11 protein-coding genes are annotated in these 14,589 nt (G+C 69.3%); 1 reads left to right on the forward strand and 10 read right to left on the reverse strand.

Going from position 1 to position 14,589, the window contains the following annotated elements; translation table 11 throughout:
• Window positions 1-11: 11 nt before the first annotated feature.
• The 5 genes from ABQ271_RS12050 to ABQ271_RS12070 form a co-directional block, all read right to left on the reverse strand.
• Entirely contained in the window at window positions 12-3,125 is a 3,114-nt protein-coding gene (locus ABQ271_RS12050) for a S8 family serine peptidase (RefSeq protein ID WP_349308992.1), read from the reverse strand.
• Between the two features lie 152 nt (window positions 3,126-3,277).
• Window positions 3,278-4,357: an ABC transporter permease gene (locus ABQ271_RS12055; protein ID WP_349308993.1), complete on the reverse strand. Its 1,080-nt coding sequence runs from the start codon at window positions 4,355-4,357 to the stop codon at window positions 3,278-3,280.
• The gene (locus ABQ271_RS12060) at window positions 4,354-5,286 is read right to left on the reverse strand and encodes an ABC transporter ATP-binding protein (RefSeq protein WP_349308994.1); all 933 of its coding nucleotides are present in this window, start codon (window positions 5,284-5,286) and stop codon (window positions 4,354-4,356) included. The genes ABQ271_RS12055 and ABQ271_RS12060 overlap by 4 nt, the downstream gene beginning before the upstream one ends.
• A gap of 10 nt (window positions 5,287-5,296) precedes the next feature.
• Window positions 5,297-6,568 carry an MFS transporter gene (locus ABQ271_RS12065; RefSeq protein ID WP_349308995.1) on the reverse strand — a complete coding sequence of 424 codons (1,272 nt, stop codon included), beginning with the start codon at window positions 6,566-6,568 and terminating at the stop codon, window positions 5,297-5,299.
• 90 nt (window positions 6,569-6,658) lie between these two features.
• Window positions 6,659-7,657, reverse strand: coding sequence for a glycerophosphodiester phosphodiesterase family protein (locus ABQ271_RS12070; protein WP_349308996.1), 999 nt, complete (start codon window positions 7,655-7,657; stop codon window positions 6,659-6,661).
• Between the two features lie 163 nt (window positions 7,658-7,820).
• Between ABQ271_RS12070 and ABQ271_RS12075 the strand changes: the two genes are divergently transcribed.
• Window positions 7,821-8,723, forward strand: a complete 903-nt coding sequence (locus ABQ271_RS12075) for a Bax inhibitor-1/YccA family protein (protein ID WP_349310900.1) — start codon at window positions 7,821-7,823, stop codon at window positions 8,721-8,723.
• Window positions 8,724-8,748: 25 nt separating this feature from the next.
• On the opposite strand, the gene ABQ271_RS12080 is transcribed toward ABQ271_RS12075, so the two are convergent.
• The 5 genes from ABQ271_RS12080 to ABQ271_RS12100 all read right to left on the reverse strand — a co-directional run bounded on the left by ABQ271_RS12080 (window position 8,749) and on the right by ABQ271_RS12100 (window position 14,559).
• Window positions 8,749-10,341: a PAS domain-containing sensor histidine kinase gene (locus ABQ271_RS12080; protein WP_349308997.1), complete on the reverse strand. Its 1,593-nt coding sequence runs from the start codon at window positions 10,339-10,341 to the stop codon at window positions 8,749-8,751.
• A 124-nt stretch (window positions 10,342-10,465) separates the two neighbouring features.
• Window positions 10,466-12,046, reverse strand: coding sequence for a glutamine-hydrolyzing GMP synthase (gene guaA / locus ABQ271_RS12085; protein ID WP_349308998.1), 1,581 nt, complete (start codon window positions 12,044-12,046; stop codon window positions 10,466-10,468).
• Window positions 12,043-12,561 carry a DUF3817 domain-containing protein gene (locus ABQ271_RS12090; RefSeq protein WP_349308999.1) on the reverse strand — a complete coding sequence of 173 codons (519 nt, stop codon included), beginning with the start codon at window positions 12,559-12,561 and terminating at the stop codon, window positions 12,043-12,045. Before ABQ271_RS12090 ends, guaA begins: the two co-directional genes overlap by 4 nt.
• Before the next feature lie 10 nt (window positions 12,562-12,571).
• Window positions 12,572-13,438: an SURF1 family cytochrome oxidase biogenesis protein gene (locus tag ABQ271_RS12095; RefSeq protein ID WP_349309000.1), complete on the reverse strand. Its 867-nt coding sequence runs from the start codon at window positions 13,436-13,438 to the stop codon at window positions 12,572-12,574.
• Window positions 13,438-14,559 carry a GuaB3 family IMP dehydrogenase-related protein gene (locus ABQ271_RS12100; RefSeq protein WP_349310901.1) on the reverse strand — a complete coding sequence of 374 codons (1,122 nt, stop codon included), beginning with the start codon at window positions 14,557-14,559 and terminating at the stop codon, window positions 13,438-13,440. Before ABQ271_RS12100 ends, ABQ271_RS12095 begins: the two co-directional genes overlap by 1 nt.
• Window positions 14,560-14,589 lie beyond the last annotated feature (30 nt).

Genomic DNA, 14,589 nt, shown 5'->3' on the forward strand with positions numbered 1-14,589 from the left:
GCACCCGAGTGTTACTGGGTCTTCACGAGCAGCGCCTCGTCGGCACCCGACGCGTTGTCGACGACGACGACCATCGCGCCGAGCGGCTTCTGAGCCGCATAGGCCGAGGCACTGGTCCGCACCGTCACCGATGCCTTCCCGCCCTTCGGAACGACCTCGTACTGGCCGTTGCTGAAGGCGGGCTTGCTCGGGTCGTACGTAGCCGTCCCGGCGAACGCATCGCTCCCGTCGGTGGTCCCGCTGAACGACTGCACCGAGTAGGTGAACGGCCCCGTGATGCCCAGGTCGGCGAGGTTCACCGGCAGCAGGATGGTGCTGCTGTCCGTGGGCGCCTGGGAGAGGAATCCGCTCGGAACGAGCTCGCCGGTCTTGACGTTCTGGACGAACACCTCGGCCACCCCGTCGACGTCCCCGGCGCGCACCGCACCGGAGTCGTACGACAGGACCACCCAGTCGGGCTTGCCGTCGCGGTCCGAATCGATCACGACGTCGAACTCGTTGGACGCCGCGTTAGACCACCGCGAGAACGTGTTGATCGCGAACACCGCGAGCGGGTCACCCTCGGCCGTCGCGAACGACTGCACACCGGCGGCACGCAGGTCGTACCCGGTGTCGGTGATCGCCTTCGGAGCATCCCGCTTGTCCGACAGCCCCCACGTGTAGACGTCGGCGGCGGCGTCCAGCGCACCCTCGCGGTTGCGCAGTTCGAGGGCGCGGTCGCCGTCGGTGACACGTCCACGGGTGCTCAGCGCCCCCTTCACCGTCACGTCGCTGTTGGAGCGCGGGACGAGGAGGTAGGGCACGCGCAGTGTCGAGCCCGCGGCCGTGAGCACAACGTCTCCCGAGACCTCCGAGAACGAGAACTGGTCGTCGCCGTCCAGCGAGCTGGGAACCGACGAGGCCGGGATCGAGACGGAGACGTTCACGGTCTTGGTGCGTCCGGGGCGGACGGTGACCGACTTCGTGTTCGTCGTGACCTTGGCCTTGAGCGACTGCGCGGACGGCGCCGTCGAGACGCGGTACGTCACCGGCTTCGTGCCGTCATTGCGGACCGTGACCTTCTTCGTCCCGCCGAGCGTGTCCGTCGACTCGTCGAAGCCGAAGCTCAGAGCCGCTTCGCGCATGCGACCGCTGTCGGTGCGGAAGCTGTCTCCGGTCGCCGTCACCTTCGTCGCCACGGCCTGCGCCGTGTCGACGAGGCCGACACCACCACGGGTCGGATCGATCCCGGCGACGCCCTTCGGGTCGGCGGTGGAGACGAGAGCTGCCGAGATCTGCTCGGTGTCCCAGGTGGGGTGCGCCTGGACGGTGAGAGCAGCGACGCCGGCCACGTGGGGTGCGGCCATCGACGTTCCCGACAGCACCGCCGAGTCGCTTCCCGTGCCGACGGCGACGGAAGAGATCGACACTCCCGGAGCCGCGACGTCGGGGCTGATCGAGCTGTCGCCGCTGCGAGGTCCGGAGGAGCTGAACGACGCGTAGCCGCGGAAGGCGGGGTTCGCGATCTCCTGGGCCTTCACCGTCACGGCCGCGCCGTTCACGAAGGCGGCACCGGCGGAGGATCGGACGCCGAAGAACGGGATCGTCACCTCGTAGGGGGTCGCGTCGTCAGGGTTCTCGGTGATGGCGCCCTCGTACGGCGGAAGGTCGTTGGTCGAGTTGACCATGACAGCAGCTGCCGCGCCGGCCTGCTGCGCGAAGATCGCCTTCGCGGCACGCGCGCAGGTCCCGCGAGTCGACACCGCGATCTGGTTGCCGCCCTTTGCGACTCCGACGCGGGTGTAGTCGGATGCCGCGCATCCGAGCGACTCGTCCGCGGCGGTCGCGGGGTCGTCGGTGAGCCGCACGACCTTCAGCGTGCCGAGGCCCGTGAGCGACGCGCCGTTGGCGTTGATCGCTTCGACGGCCTTGCCGCCGACGGTGAGCGCTGCGCCGGGGAACGACGCGGTGCTGTCGACCGCGGATACGGCGATCACACCGTCACCGCTGCCCGGGGAGCCGGTGAGGTAGGGGCTCGGGCCGGAGTTGCCGGCGGATGCCACCACGACGACGCCCGCGCCCACGGCGTTGGCTGCCGCGACGGCGCTCGGGTCGTCTCCGGTGCCGAACGAGGAGCCCAGCGACATGTTGATGACGTCCATGCCGTTGTCGACGGCCCAGTCGATGGCCTGGATGGTCATCTCCGTCGAGCCGTCGCAGCCGAACACGCGAACGGCGTAGAGGTCGGCCTGGGGGGCGACGCCGGGGCCGATGCCGAAGTCCACCGAGGGGGTCTTGGCGTTGTAGGGGCCCTTGTATGTCGACCCGTCGGGCAGGACGCCTGAGCCGCCGGTCGTGCCCGCGACGTGCGAGCCGTGGCCTTCGCAGTCGAGCGGGTTGGAGTCGGGCTTCGGGACCAGCGCGTCGCCGGTACCGGCGGGGTCGTAGTCGTCGCCGACGAGGTCGATGCCGCCCTTGACGCGGGGAGCCTTCGGGCCGAACAGGGCCGGGTCGGCCGGCTGATCGGATGCCGCGGCTGCCGCTTCGTACGCGGCGGCGGTTCCGGGCCCGCCGAATCCGGCGTGCGTGTAGTCGATGCCGGTGTCGATGATGGCGACCTTGACGTTCTTGCCCGTGTATCCGGTGCTCTGCCACACCTGGGGGACGCCGAGGAAGGGAACCGAGACGGCGTTGTCGAGCTCGTGGCGGACGACGGGGTGGACGGCGACGACACCGGGAAGCGCGGCGACGTCATCGAGCTGCGCGGTGGGGACGGTGGCCTGGATGCCGTTGTAGGCGGACTGCATCTGCGCGCGGATCTTCCCGCCGCGCTGGGTGATGCCGGAGCGGATCGCGTCCTGCGCCGCCTTGAGGTCCTTCTTCACATCGGTGCGCTCGCGCTTGCTGAGCGAACGCCCTTCTTCCGCTTCGACGACGGCGACGGGGTCGCCCTCCATCTCGATCACGACCGAGACCTGCCGGTCGGGATCGATCGCCGCAGCCGAGAACGAGCTGTCGATCGCTCCGCTCGACGTGCTGCGCTCGAATCGCGCGGTGGGGTCGTCGTCGGGTGTCGCGGCGAGAGCCGCGGTCGTGGGCAGCGAGAGCGCGAGGACGCCCGCGACCGCCAGTATGCGTCGGTGCAAGGGGGACCGCCTTTCCTTCTGGGAAGAGCGCTCGGCACAGAACTGACGATTCATCCGAGTCGGATGCAGCGGCCGAGGCTGATAGGAGGCTATGCACCCCCTGTCGATCCCCCAAGAGGAAGATGCTCAGATGAGAGGATCCTCACGCTCGTTCAGGCGATGCGGGTCCCCGGCGGAAGGCGACGTGCCGGCGTGCGGGTGCGCGAGACGGCCCCCCACATGAGGAGCGCTGCGACGATCACCTGCCCTCCCAGACCGACGAACCAGATCGGCACAGTCGAGGCGTCCACCTCTTCCGGTGTGGCCCCGGACTGATCGGGATCGCAGTCGCTGTAGACGTAGTCGAGATCCGGGGCGATCTGAGACTGCCTCACGGCGTATTTCACCTGGCCGAAGAGGTCCTCCGGGTAGCCCTGACTGTTGAAGCCGGTCGGCGTCGCGTCGGCGAGGATGACGAACGGGTTCGCCGCGAGCACCCACCACACGTAGTCGAAGCGCGGCACCCGCGACGTCGTGGGCTGACCGTCGTCGCGGCAGACCTGCTCCGCGGGGGTGGACGCGCAATTCGAGGAGCCGTCTATGCAGAGCGGTGCCCCGGTGGTCTCGTCGTACTGGAGCGCCTCGTAGCGCTCCACGCGTTCCGAGGAGAAGCTCGCTCCGATCAATCCGAACGCGATCGGAGTGCCGATCGTGAGCGCCGCCACGACGAGGTAGGTCGCTGCGACCGAGAAGAGCGGACGGGCGAGCACACCGCTGATGGCCGTTCCGATGGCGGCGACGACGCCCGTCTCGATCACCAGGATCGCCGTCGATGCGACCACGGTGATCGGCTGCACCCCACCGCCGAAGGTGGCGATGACGAGGAAGGGCACCGCGACGGCGGCGAAGGTCAGTCCGGTCAGCCATGCGGCGAGGAACTTCCCGAGGACGATCTCGAGCGTCGTGGCCTGGGTGACCTGGAGCGGTGCGAGGGTCGCGGCATCCCGATCGCCGTTGATCGAATTGCCGCTGAGGGTGGGCGACACGAGAACGACCAGCAGAAGGGTCACGAGGACGACGACGGAGTACACACCGGGACCGGTGTCCTCCTGCCATGTGAACGAGAGGAAGGCGAGCGCCGTCGTCCCGACGAGGACGAGGGCGAAGACGCCGAGCAGGACGTACCAGGAGACGGTCCGGATGCGCTGGGTCAGATCGAGCCGGGCGATGGTCCACAGGCGCGAGGCGTTCATCGCGCACCTCCTTCGAGGTCGAGGAAGGTGTGTTCCAGGATGCCGCTGGCCGCCGAGAACTCCGCGACCGGCAGGCCTGCCGAGACGAGGGCGGTGAGGCCCGCCGCGGCCGCGGCGTCGCCCGCGAAGCTCAGGAGGACGTCGCGCCGGTCGACGGGGATCGTCGCGACGTCGAGCCCGAGTGCCTGGGCGACGGGGAGCGCGGCAGCGACGGCATCCCGGTCGGCGAGACGCACCCGCCAGGTGCGCGCACGCCCCGCCGCCTCTGCGACCCGCTCCGAACTGACCGTCTCCCCCTGCATCATGAAGACGGCATCGTCGACGACCTCTTCGAGCTCGGAGAGGATGTGGCTGGAGACGAGCACGGTGCGTCCCTCCGCCGCGAGGGAACGCAGCAGCAGACGCAGATCGATGCGCGCCTGCGGATCCAACCCGGATGCCGGCTCATCGAGCAGCAGCACGCGCGGGTCGTGCACGAGCGCGCGAGCGAGACCGAGGCGCTGCTTCTGCCCCCGCGAGAGCACACGCGCGGGGGCGTCGCCGAGCGTCTCGAGACCCACTGTCGTGAGCAGCTCCGAGGCGCGCGACACCGCTGCGGCCTGGCTCAGCCCGGAGAGCCGTCCCGTGACGGTGATCGTCTCGCGCGCGGAGAGCGACGGCCACGCGCCGAGGCTGTCCGGCATCCAGCCGAGCTGCGCGCGCGCTTTCGCGGGCTCGGCGACCGGATCCACCCCGGCGATGCGGATCGTGCCCGCGTCCGGCGCGAGAAGGGAGGCCAGCATGAGCAGCAGGGTCGTCTTGCCCGCGCCGTTGGGTCCCACGAGTCCGGTGACTGCGCCTTCGGGCGCCTGGAAGGTGACGTCGCGGACGGCGTGGACGTTCCCGAAGGATCGTCGCACCCCCTCGGCGACGATGCCGGCACTAGTCATAGGGCTCACCCTAGGGGGTAGCTGTGTCCGATCCGGGAACGGTGCGCCATGCCCGGAGGTTCAGGAGTCCGAACACCAGCAGAAGCGCGGACGCGCCCACGGGCGCCCACAGAGCGGTCGCCGAACCCGCGGACTCCGCCAGCGAGCCGACCACCATGCTCGACAGCGCCTGCCCGACGACGACCGATGAGCCGAGCACCGCCATGACGGTGGCCTCCCGCCCGCGCGGCGAGCGCGCCGCCGCGAGCGCGTAGAGGGTCGCGAGCGTCGGACCGATGCCGCAGCCGGCGAGCGCGAGGGCCCACCCCATCGACACCGCCCCGGTGGCGCCGGCGGCGAGGACCGCGCCGACGACGAGGACGGCCGTGAACGCGATCCACCGCCACGGCAGCGAGAAGCGGCGCGGCAGGATCCCGACGGCGAGGGCGAGGACCGCCGACCCGATTCCCATGATCCCGTAGAGGATGCCGGTCTGCTCCGGGAATCCGCCCTCGTCCGCGAACGCGGTGAGCGAGGTCAGCATCGAGCCGAAGAAGAGGCCGGTCGCGAAAGTGCCTCCGGCGGCCAGCAGGATGCCGGGCCGCGCGATGCTCCGCGCGGGCTCGCGCTCGGCCGCCCCATCTGCGTAGCCCGCGGTGCGCGCCGTCGGGTGCAGGGCGAAGGCGGTGACGAACACGAGAGTCAGACCGGCGGCGGCGAGAACCGGAGCGGCCGGCGTCGCAGCGATGGCGACGACCCCGACGAGGACCGGGCCGAAGACGAAGACGATCTCGTCGACGGCGGACTCGTAACCCATCGTCGACTCCTGGAGCCGCCCGCGGGCGCCCCCGGCGAGCCGCATCCGTCCGATCGCACCGACGAGGCGCGCGCGCGACATCGGGGACACCTGAGGGGCCGTGGCGCCGGCGAGCGCGGAAACGAGCAAGACCAGGCCCTCGGGGGTGTCGCCGTAGGCCACGGCGACGAGTGCGACGAGGACGGCGCTCTGGACGAGCGCCGCGAGGAGCAGAACGGGCCGCTGACCCCATCGGTCGGCGGCGGCGCCGATGAGCGGGCCGGTGGCGATCGTGCCGAGACCGACCATCGCCGACGTGAGCCCGCCGACGGCGAGCGATCCGCGGGCGTCGACCACCATCGTGAGAACGCCGACCACGATCATCGCGTAGGGCAGTCGCGCGATCAGGGCGATGGCGAAGTAGCTGACCCCGATACTCGCAGCCAGGGTGCGGACCGGGCTACCGCTCTCCGCGGGGCGCACCGGAGTGGAATCGGTGAGGGGCATGTGTGACCTCCGTGTAGACGAGGCGTCGTGCCGCCTTGACTCTCCACGGATCAGGTAGTTACACGGGGTGCTGGCGCACCGGCATCCATTCTACCGATCGGTGCCTGAGCGTCCGAAGAACGCGACCCCCAGGTCGGCGTGGTCGACGAAGACCCCGTCGACGCCGGCATCCGCGATCCGCTGCCACTCCCCCTCCCAATCCCCGAACGCGGCTTTCGCCCGCCCGCGACGGAAAGGAACGGAGAGGAACGCGTTCTCGGGCCGGCACGTCCACGTGTAGACCTCGAGCCCACGCCCCTGGGCGGCGGCGACGATGCCGTCGTCCTCGAGGATGACGCGCTTGTCGAGGCTGATGCCGTCGACCTCGTGGGCGAGCCGGTCGAGCCCTGCGTGGGTCAGCTGATCCGCGTACGTCGGGGCGTCCGCTCCGCGCGTCGCGACGAGATCGTGCGGCCGGCCCTCGGCTTCGAGGAGGTAGATGTAGCGGGCCCGGATGCCGCGGTCCCGCATCCGCTGCAGGATGCCCTGCTCGAACGACTCGATCACGAGCGGGTGGTTGCCGGCATCCCATCCCGCGCGGCGCAGCTCCGCGTCGAGCAATGCCGCCACGTCGTAACCCAGCGAGGCGAAGTAGGTGGCGTGCTTGACCTCGAGGACGACGCCGATCCCCCGACCCTCACGCCGTCCAGCCGTCGCCACGAGGTCGAGGAGATCGCGCAGCCGCAGGATCGGCAGTCGATCGTCGAACTCGGCGCTCCGCGGGCGCAGCTTCGGCAGCCGCTCCCGGCAGCGGAGGGTGGCGAGCTCCTCCCAGGTGAAGTCCTCCACGAACCAGCCGGTCAGAGGTTCGCCGTCGACGTGTTTCGTCGTGCGCCGCGATGCGAACTCCGGATGCCGCGCCACGTCCGTCGTCGAACCGATCTCGTTCTCGTGCCGGATGACCGCGACGGCGTCTTTCGTGAACACGACATCCGGTTCGACCGCATCGACACCGAGGTCGAGCGCCAGCTCGTACGAGGCCAGAGAATGCTCGGGACGATACCCCGGTGCGCCTCGGTGGCCGATGACGAGCGGGCGCGTGCGAGACATGCGCTCAGGCTACCCAGCGGGTGCGTGCCCGAATGCCCTGCCGACGACGGCGTAAGAGCCTCATAGTCCTCTCACAGCGGGGCTCCCCTCGCGCGGAATCACGGTCGGATACGCTGGATCGACAGCATCGCGCTGTGAGTCGACTTTTGGAGTGAGACACACAATGGCAGCGTCCGGCAATTTCGCCTTCAACAATCCGGTCTTTCAGGAGCAGCGCCCCGGCCTGACTCCCCCGGCCGCCCAGACGAACAACGCGGCAGCCTCGCACCAGGCCGCCGACGTCGCGTCGAACGCCCGGCTCGAGGGGATGTACGCGGCTCCGACCGCGTCGTCCGCCAACACCGGCCGCATGACGGTCGAGGACACCGTCGTCAAGACAGCGGGTCTGTTCGGCATCCTTCTCGTCACCGCTCTGGTGGGCTGGTTCTGGACCCTCGGCGGTTCGCTCATGCCGACCCAGGTCGAGCCGGGCAGCCTCACGATGGCACCGTGGATCATCGGCGCGTTCGTCGGGTTCATCCTCGCCCTGGTCATCACCTTCACCTCCCGCAAGAAGGTGCGCCCCGCACTCATCTGGGCGTACGCGGCGGCTGAGGGTCTGTTCGTCGGTGGTATCTCCGCGTTCTTCGAGTTCATCTGGCCCGGCGTCGTCCTGCAGGCCACCGTCGCGACCCTCGTCGTCGTCGGTGTGACCCTCGCTCTCTTCGCCAGCGGCAAGGTCCGCGTGACCAAGAAGGCCAACAAGATCTTCATGATCGCGATGGTCAGCTACATGGTCTTCGCCCTCGTGAACCTCGTTCTCATGTGGACGGGCGTCACGAACGGCGCCTTCGGTCTTTACTCGATGAAGGTCGCCGGCATCCCCCTCGGCCTCATCATCGGCCTCCTGGTCGTCCTGATGGCGGCGTACTCGCTGGTGCAGGACTTCGACCTCGTGCAGCAGGGCGCCCGCAACGGCGCTCCCCGCGAGTTCGGCTGGATCGGCGCCTTCGGCATCATGGTCACGGTCGTCTGGCTGTACGTCGAGATCCTCCGCATGATCGCCATCCTGCGAGGCAGTAACTGATCGCACCGCGTCATACGACGCTCAGTCAGGAGGGCAGGCGGAGGACCGCGATGGTGCCCCGCGTCGGGGACGACTCCAGCGAGACGTTCGCACCGTAGGCATCCGCGAGCGACGCTGCATTGGAGAGTCCGATGCCGGTGCCCGGGATCGCCGCTTCGTGGGCGTAGGGAGCACGGTAGAAGCGCTCGAACGCGTGGAGCCGCTCTTGCTCGGTCATCCCGACGCCGTGATCCGCGACGGTCACAACGATGTCGCGGCCATCCTCGTGTGCTGACACGACGATCGTTTCTCCGCCGACAGGGGTGAACTCGACGGCGTTCCGCAGCAGCTCTTCGAGGATCGACGACAGGTCGCGGACGGCGATGCGGGCGGCGCGCTCCGGCATCGGTCCGATCCGGATGCCGATCCCCCGCTCCAGCGCGCGTGCGGCGACCTCCGTCACGGCGTGCCTCACGACCGGTCCGACGTGCGAGGCACCGGAGCGCGCTTCGACGTCCCGGGACGTCTGGCCCGCGGCGATGAGGCGCTCGACGAGGCGCAGCAGCCGCTCCGCCGACCGCTCGACGGCCTCCCAGCGCTCGGTCTCGGCGGAGCCGTTCATGAGGGCGATGTCGGTGTGCCCGAGGATGACGGTGAGCGGGGTGCGGAACTCGTGGCCGACCGTACTGAGGAAGCGGTCGCGGACCTCGACAGCGTTCACCAGATCGGTGACGTCTTGCCCGACGATCACGATGCCGACCTCGTCGCCGCCGGCGACGACGGGGCGGACGATGACCTGCATGACGCGACGGGGATCTCCACCGAACTCGACCGTGCGGGGCGCGGCGAAGTCACCCGAACGGACTCGCTCGACGAAGTCCGCAGACGTCGCCTCCGCCGGCATCGACGGGTCGGCGCGCCAGATGAGCGACGCGAACCCGTCCCGGTCGACGTCGTCGATGCCAGACCTGCCGCTGATCTCAGCGGCAACGGCGTTCAGGAGAATGGCCCGGCCGTCCGGCCCGAAGACAGCGACGGCGTTGTCGGTCGCGTCGAGCGTCGCTCGCAGCATGGCCGTGTCGCGACCCGAGAGGCGCAGGGCATGGTCGAGCTCCGTCGACACGCTCTGCATCGTGGCGCGCATGCGGGCGAGGTCGCGAGCGACGAGACTCACGGTGACAGCGACGAGGGCGCTGATGATCGGCAGCGCGACGACGGAGACGATCTCACTGGCGCTGTCGAATCCCCCACTGCTCAGCGCATGCGTGATCGGCCCGAGTGCGGTGAGCACCACGCCCACCGCCGTCACCACCGGCGGGAACGCGAACGCGAGCCATCCCAGCGGGAAGATGATCAGCATCGACGCGGAGGGCAGCACGTCGGTGCCGCCGTCTCGCAACGGGACGCAGGCGACGATCTGCAACAGCGGGACAGCGGCAAGCCACTGGGTGTTCCGCGTCGGCTGAACGAGCCAGACAGCCGTCATCGCTGCCGTGCTGAGGACGATGACGCCGAAACCGGCGAGCAGGAGCGGGGTGACCCGCGCGCCGTCGATGGTCCCCAGGACGAGGACGACGATGAGACTGGCAGCCGCCAGCAGGAACTGCGCGTACGGCTGCGTGCGCGAACGCTCGATCAACGCCTCACCCCCTCCTCAGTCGGCGGTGCAGAAAGGGGCCGGGTCCCGCGCTCACTCTGGCCGTGCGGCCCGCTCCCTGTCAAGTGGCGCAGGAGCGGGCCATCACGGTGGTGAGGTTCGGGGCTCACTCCCACTCGATGGTCCCCGGGGGCTTCGACGTCACGTCGAGCACCACCCGGTTGACCTCGCGCACCTCGTTGGTGATGCGGTTGCTGATCTTCGAGAGGACGTCGTACGGCAGACGCGTCCAGTCCGCGGTCATCGCGTCCTCGCTCGACACGGGACGAAGGACGATCGGATGCCCGTAGGTCCGGCCGTCCCCCTGCACACCGACCGAGCGAACGTCGGCCAGGAGCACGACGGGACACTGCCAGATCTCTCCGTCGAGTCCCGCCTTCGTCAGCTCCGCGCGGGCGATGGCGTCGGCGTCACGCAGGATCTCGAGGCGGTCAGCGGTGACCTCGCCCACGATGCGGATTCCGAGGCCGGGCCCCGGAAACGGCTGGCGACCGACGATCGCCTCCGGCAGCCCGAGCTCTCGCCCGATCGCGCGGACCTCGTCCTTGAACAGGGTCCGGAGCGGCTCGACGAGCGCGAACTGCAGGTCTTCGGGAAGGCCGCCCACGTTGTGGTGGCTCTTGATGTTGGCCGTGCCGCTGCCACCACCGGACTCGACGACGTCCGGGTACAGCGTCCCCTGCACGAGGAAGCCGATCGGATCGCCGTCAGCCGCAGCCTCGGCGATGAGATCGGCCTGGACCTTCTCGAAGGCGCGGATGAACTCGCGTCCGATGATCTTGCGCTTCTGCTCCGGGTCGCTGACGCCCGCGAGCGCGTCAAGGAAGGTCTCCCGGGCATCGACGGTGATGAGACGGACTCCGGTGGACGCGACGTAATCGTTCTCGACCTGCTCGCGCTCGCCCTTACGGAGGAGACCGTGATCGATGAAGACCGCAGTGAGCTGATCGCCGACGGCCTTGTGGACGAGTGCCGTCGAGACAGCGGAATCCACGCCACCCGACAGAGCCGAGATCACGCGACCGCGACCGACCTGGGCGCGGATCTTCTCGATCTGCTCCGCGATCACGTTGTCGCTGTTCCAGTCGGCGGGCAGGCCCGCCGCCTTGTGCAGGAAGTTCTCGAGCACGCGCTGCCCGTGGTCGGAGTGCTTGACCTCCGGGTGCCACTGCACCCCGTAGAGCTTGCGGGCATCGTTCGCGAAGGCAGCGACCGGTGTGACCGCCGTGCGGGCGAGGACGTCGAACCCGTCGGGAGCGGCGCTGACCTGGTCGCCGTGGCTCATCCAGACGTTCTGATCGACCGGCTGCCCAGCGAGGAGGACGTTGTCGGTGACGATCGTGGCATCCGTCGCGCCGTACTCACGGAGCCCGGTGTTCGCGACCTCGCCGCCGAGGGTCTTCGCCATGACCTGGAAGCCGTAACAGATGCCGAGCGTGGGCACGCCGAGATCGAAGACCGCGGCATCCAGCTGGGGGGCTCCCTCTTCGTAGACCGACGAGGGCCCGCCCGAGAGGATGATCCCGACCGGGTTCTTCTCGGCGATCTCTGCGGCGGTCGCAGTGTGGGGCACCAGTTCGCTGTAGACGCCGGCTTCGCGGACCCGGCGCGCGATCAGCTGCGCGTACTGGGCTCCGAAGTCGACGACCAGTACGGGGCGCTGGGAGGTTTCGGTCTGCTCTGTCACCGGGTCTCCGTGGGGGTTTCGAGGGGGGTGGATGCGGCGGCTTCCCGCTCAGCCAGGTACTGCCTGACCTCGCGAGCGACCTTCGCCTCCATGAAGAAGGACAGGAGGGGCACGATGCCGCCGAGGGCCAGGACGATGAAGCGCGGGAAACGCCACCGCATGAGGCTCCAGACTCGGAAGCACGCGAAAAGGTACACGACGTAGAACCAGCCGTGCACGATGAGGATCGCGAGCGAGACGTTGACGCCGTCGCCCGTCGACACGATGTCGCAGGTGTTCGTCGCAGGAACGAAGAGCGAGAACCACTGGCAATCGGGACCGGGGATCGCGGTCGCGAACCACAGGAGCCCGCCGGATCCGCCGGCGAAGAGCTCGACGTGGATCGGGGTGTACTTGAGGATCATCTCGGCGACCAGCAGAAGCAGGCCGACACCGGTGATGATCGAGGCGATCTGATAGAACTTCAGGGCGCCGCGGATCGCCGGAAAAGTGGCGAGTTTGGGCTGGACGGGCATGGCTCCCAGTCTACGGGCGCGGCGAGGGCTGCTCGGTGCGGTCGGCGTCGACATCACCCTCGGTGAGGGCTTCGACTTCCTTCTCCCAGGCGTCTCGAGCAAGGCGGTACCACATGTAGAACGCGAACCCCGCGAACACCGCCCACTCGATGGCATAGAAGATGTTCAGCCAGTTGACGGAGGACAGCTCCGCGGGCGCCGGCGAATGGATCACACGGAGGCCGCCGAAGGACTCTGCGGATACGAGGTAAGGACGGTAGACGTCGACCCCCTCGGCATCCTGCCACTGCGAGAGCAACATCGCGGGTGACATGGCGCTGATCTCGAACGGGTCGCCGCCGCGCGGCGGCTCCTTGGCGCCTTCATCGGAGATGAGGCGTCCGGTCAGGTCCACCTTCTCGGGGGCCGCACCGTTGAGGGTGGATGCCGCGGCATCCGCCGTCGTTCGGTCGGGGCTGAAACCGACGGCCACAGCCAAGGACGCGGGCCCGTCGAGGCCTTTGGTCGACGAATCGACGCGGAGTTGTCCGGCGACCCAGAACCCGGGCTCGCCGTCGTCGTATCGCGAGGTGATCACGCGGAAGTCGCCCGCGACGAATGAACCCGCGACGTCGACACGCTGACCCACGAGCGGCTCGGCCAGGTACTCCCCCGGTGTGACGACGTCGCCGAGAGGACGCATCTGCTCGGTCATCCCTGCGGCGGGCGGGTCGGTGTCGATGGCGTTACCCAGCTGCCACTGCCCGAGCCACGCGAAGATCCCCGCAACCAGGAGGGCAAGCCCCAGCATCCCGATCCAGAACGGTCGGACCATCACTTCCCGCAACGTGGGCGGGAAGACCTCGGGGAGATCCTCGGCGGTGCGAGCGCTGGTCATCAGTGCGACGACGCGTACGGCGCGACCACGACCTCGACGCGCTGGAACTCCTTGAGGTCGGAATACCCGGTCGTCGCCATGGACTTGCGAAGCGCACCGATGAGGTTGGCGGTGCCGTCGGAGACCGGCGCCGGGCCGTACAGGATCTCCTCGAGCGGCGAGACCTGCGCGACTTCGACACGGGTTCCGCGCGGCAGCTTGGCGTGGTGCGCCTCCGGTCCCCAGTGGAATCCGCGACCGGGCGCGTCGGTGGCGCGAGCAAGCGCGACGCCGAGCATGACCGCGTCCGCGCCCATGGCGAGCGCCTTCACGATGTCACCCGAGGTACCCACTCCCCCGTCTGCGATGACGTGCACGTAACGGCCGCCCGACTCGTCGAGGTAGTCGCGGCGCGCGCCGGCGACGTCCGCGACGGCAGTGGCCATCGGCGCGTGGAGCCCGAGAGTGGCACGGGTAGTGGATGCCGCTCCCCCACCGAATCCGACGAGCACGCCCGCCGCACCGGTGCGCATGAGGTGCAACGCGGCCGTATAGGTCGATGCGCCGCCCACGATGACGGGAACGTCGAGGTCGTAGATGAACTTCTTGAGGTTCAGCGGCTCGGTCTCGCTGGACACGTGCTCGGCGGATACGGTCGTGCCGCGGATGACGAACAAGTCGACGCCGGCCGCGACGACGGTCTCGTAAAGGTCCTGGGTGCGTTGGGGCGTAAGAGCACCCGCCACGGTGACGCCCGCGGCGCGGATCTCCGCCAGCCGGTCGCGTACCAGCTCGGGTTTGATCGGCGCCGAGTACAGCTCCTGCATGCGGCGCGTCGCACCGTCCGCGGGCAGCGCAGCGATCTCCGTGAGAAGCGGTTCGGGGTCGTCGTACCGGGTCCAGAGCCCCTCGAGGTCGAGCACCCCGAGCCCGCCGAGCTGGCCCAGCATGATCGCCGTGCGGGGGCTCATGACGGAGTCCATCGGCGCCCCCAGGACGGGAATCCCGAAGCTGTACGCGTCGATCGACCAGGTCGTCGAGACGTCCTCGGGGTTGCGCGTGCGCCGCGAGGGCACCACGGCGATGTCGTCGAAGGCGTATGCGCGACGTGCGCGCTTGGCGCGGCCGAGCTCGATTTCCATGGTCACCGTTCCAGCCTACCGTCGAGCCCT

The sequence above is a fragment of the Microbacterium sp. MM2322 genome, assembly GCF_964186585.1.
In the GTDB taxonomy this organism is placed as follows: Bacteria; Actinomycetota; Actinomycetes; order Actinomycetales; family Microbacteriaceae; genus Microbacterium.

Bases quoted from the DNA above. Each gene is read 5' to 3' on its own strand.
- ABQ271_RS12055 (WP_349308993.1), bottom strand. From the start codon at position 4,357: ATGAACGCCTCGCGCCTGTGGACCATCGCCCGGCTCGATCTGACCCAG.
- ABQ271_RS12060 (WP_349308994.1), bottom strand. From the start codon at position 5,286: ATGACTAGTGCCGGCATCGTCGCCGAGGGGGTGCGACGATCCTTCGGG.
- ABQ271_RS12065 (WP_349308995.1), bottom strand. From the start codon at position 6,568: ATGCCCCTCACCGATTCCACTCCGGTGCGCCCCGCGGAGAGCGGTAGC.
- ABQ271_RS12070 (WP_349308996.1), bottom strand. From the start codon at position 7,657: ATGTCTCGCACGCGCCCGCTCGTCATCGGCCACCGAGGCGCACCGGGG.
- ABQ271_RS12075 (WP_349310900.1), top strand. From the start codon at position 7,821: ATGGCAGCGTCCGGCAATTTCGCCTTCAACAATCCGGTCTTTCAGGAG.
- ABQ271_RS12090 (WP_349308999.1), bottom strand. From the start codon at position 12,561: ATGCCCGTCCAGCCCAAACTCGCCACTTTTCCGGCGATCCGCGGCGCC.
- ABQ271_RS12095 (WP_349309000.1), bottom strand. From the start codon at position 13,438: ATGACCAGCGCTCGCACCGCCGAGGATCTCCCCGAGGTCTTCCCGCCC.
- ABQ271_RS12100 (WP_349310901.1), bottom strand. From the start codon at position 14,559: ATGGAAATCGAGCTCGGCCGCGCCAAGCGCGCACGTCGCGCATACGCC.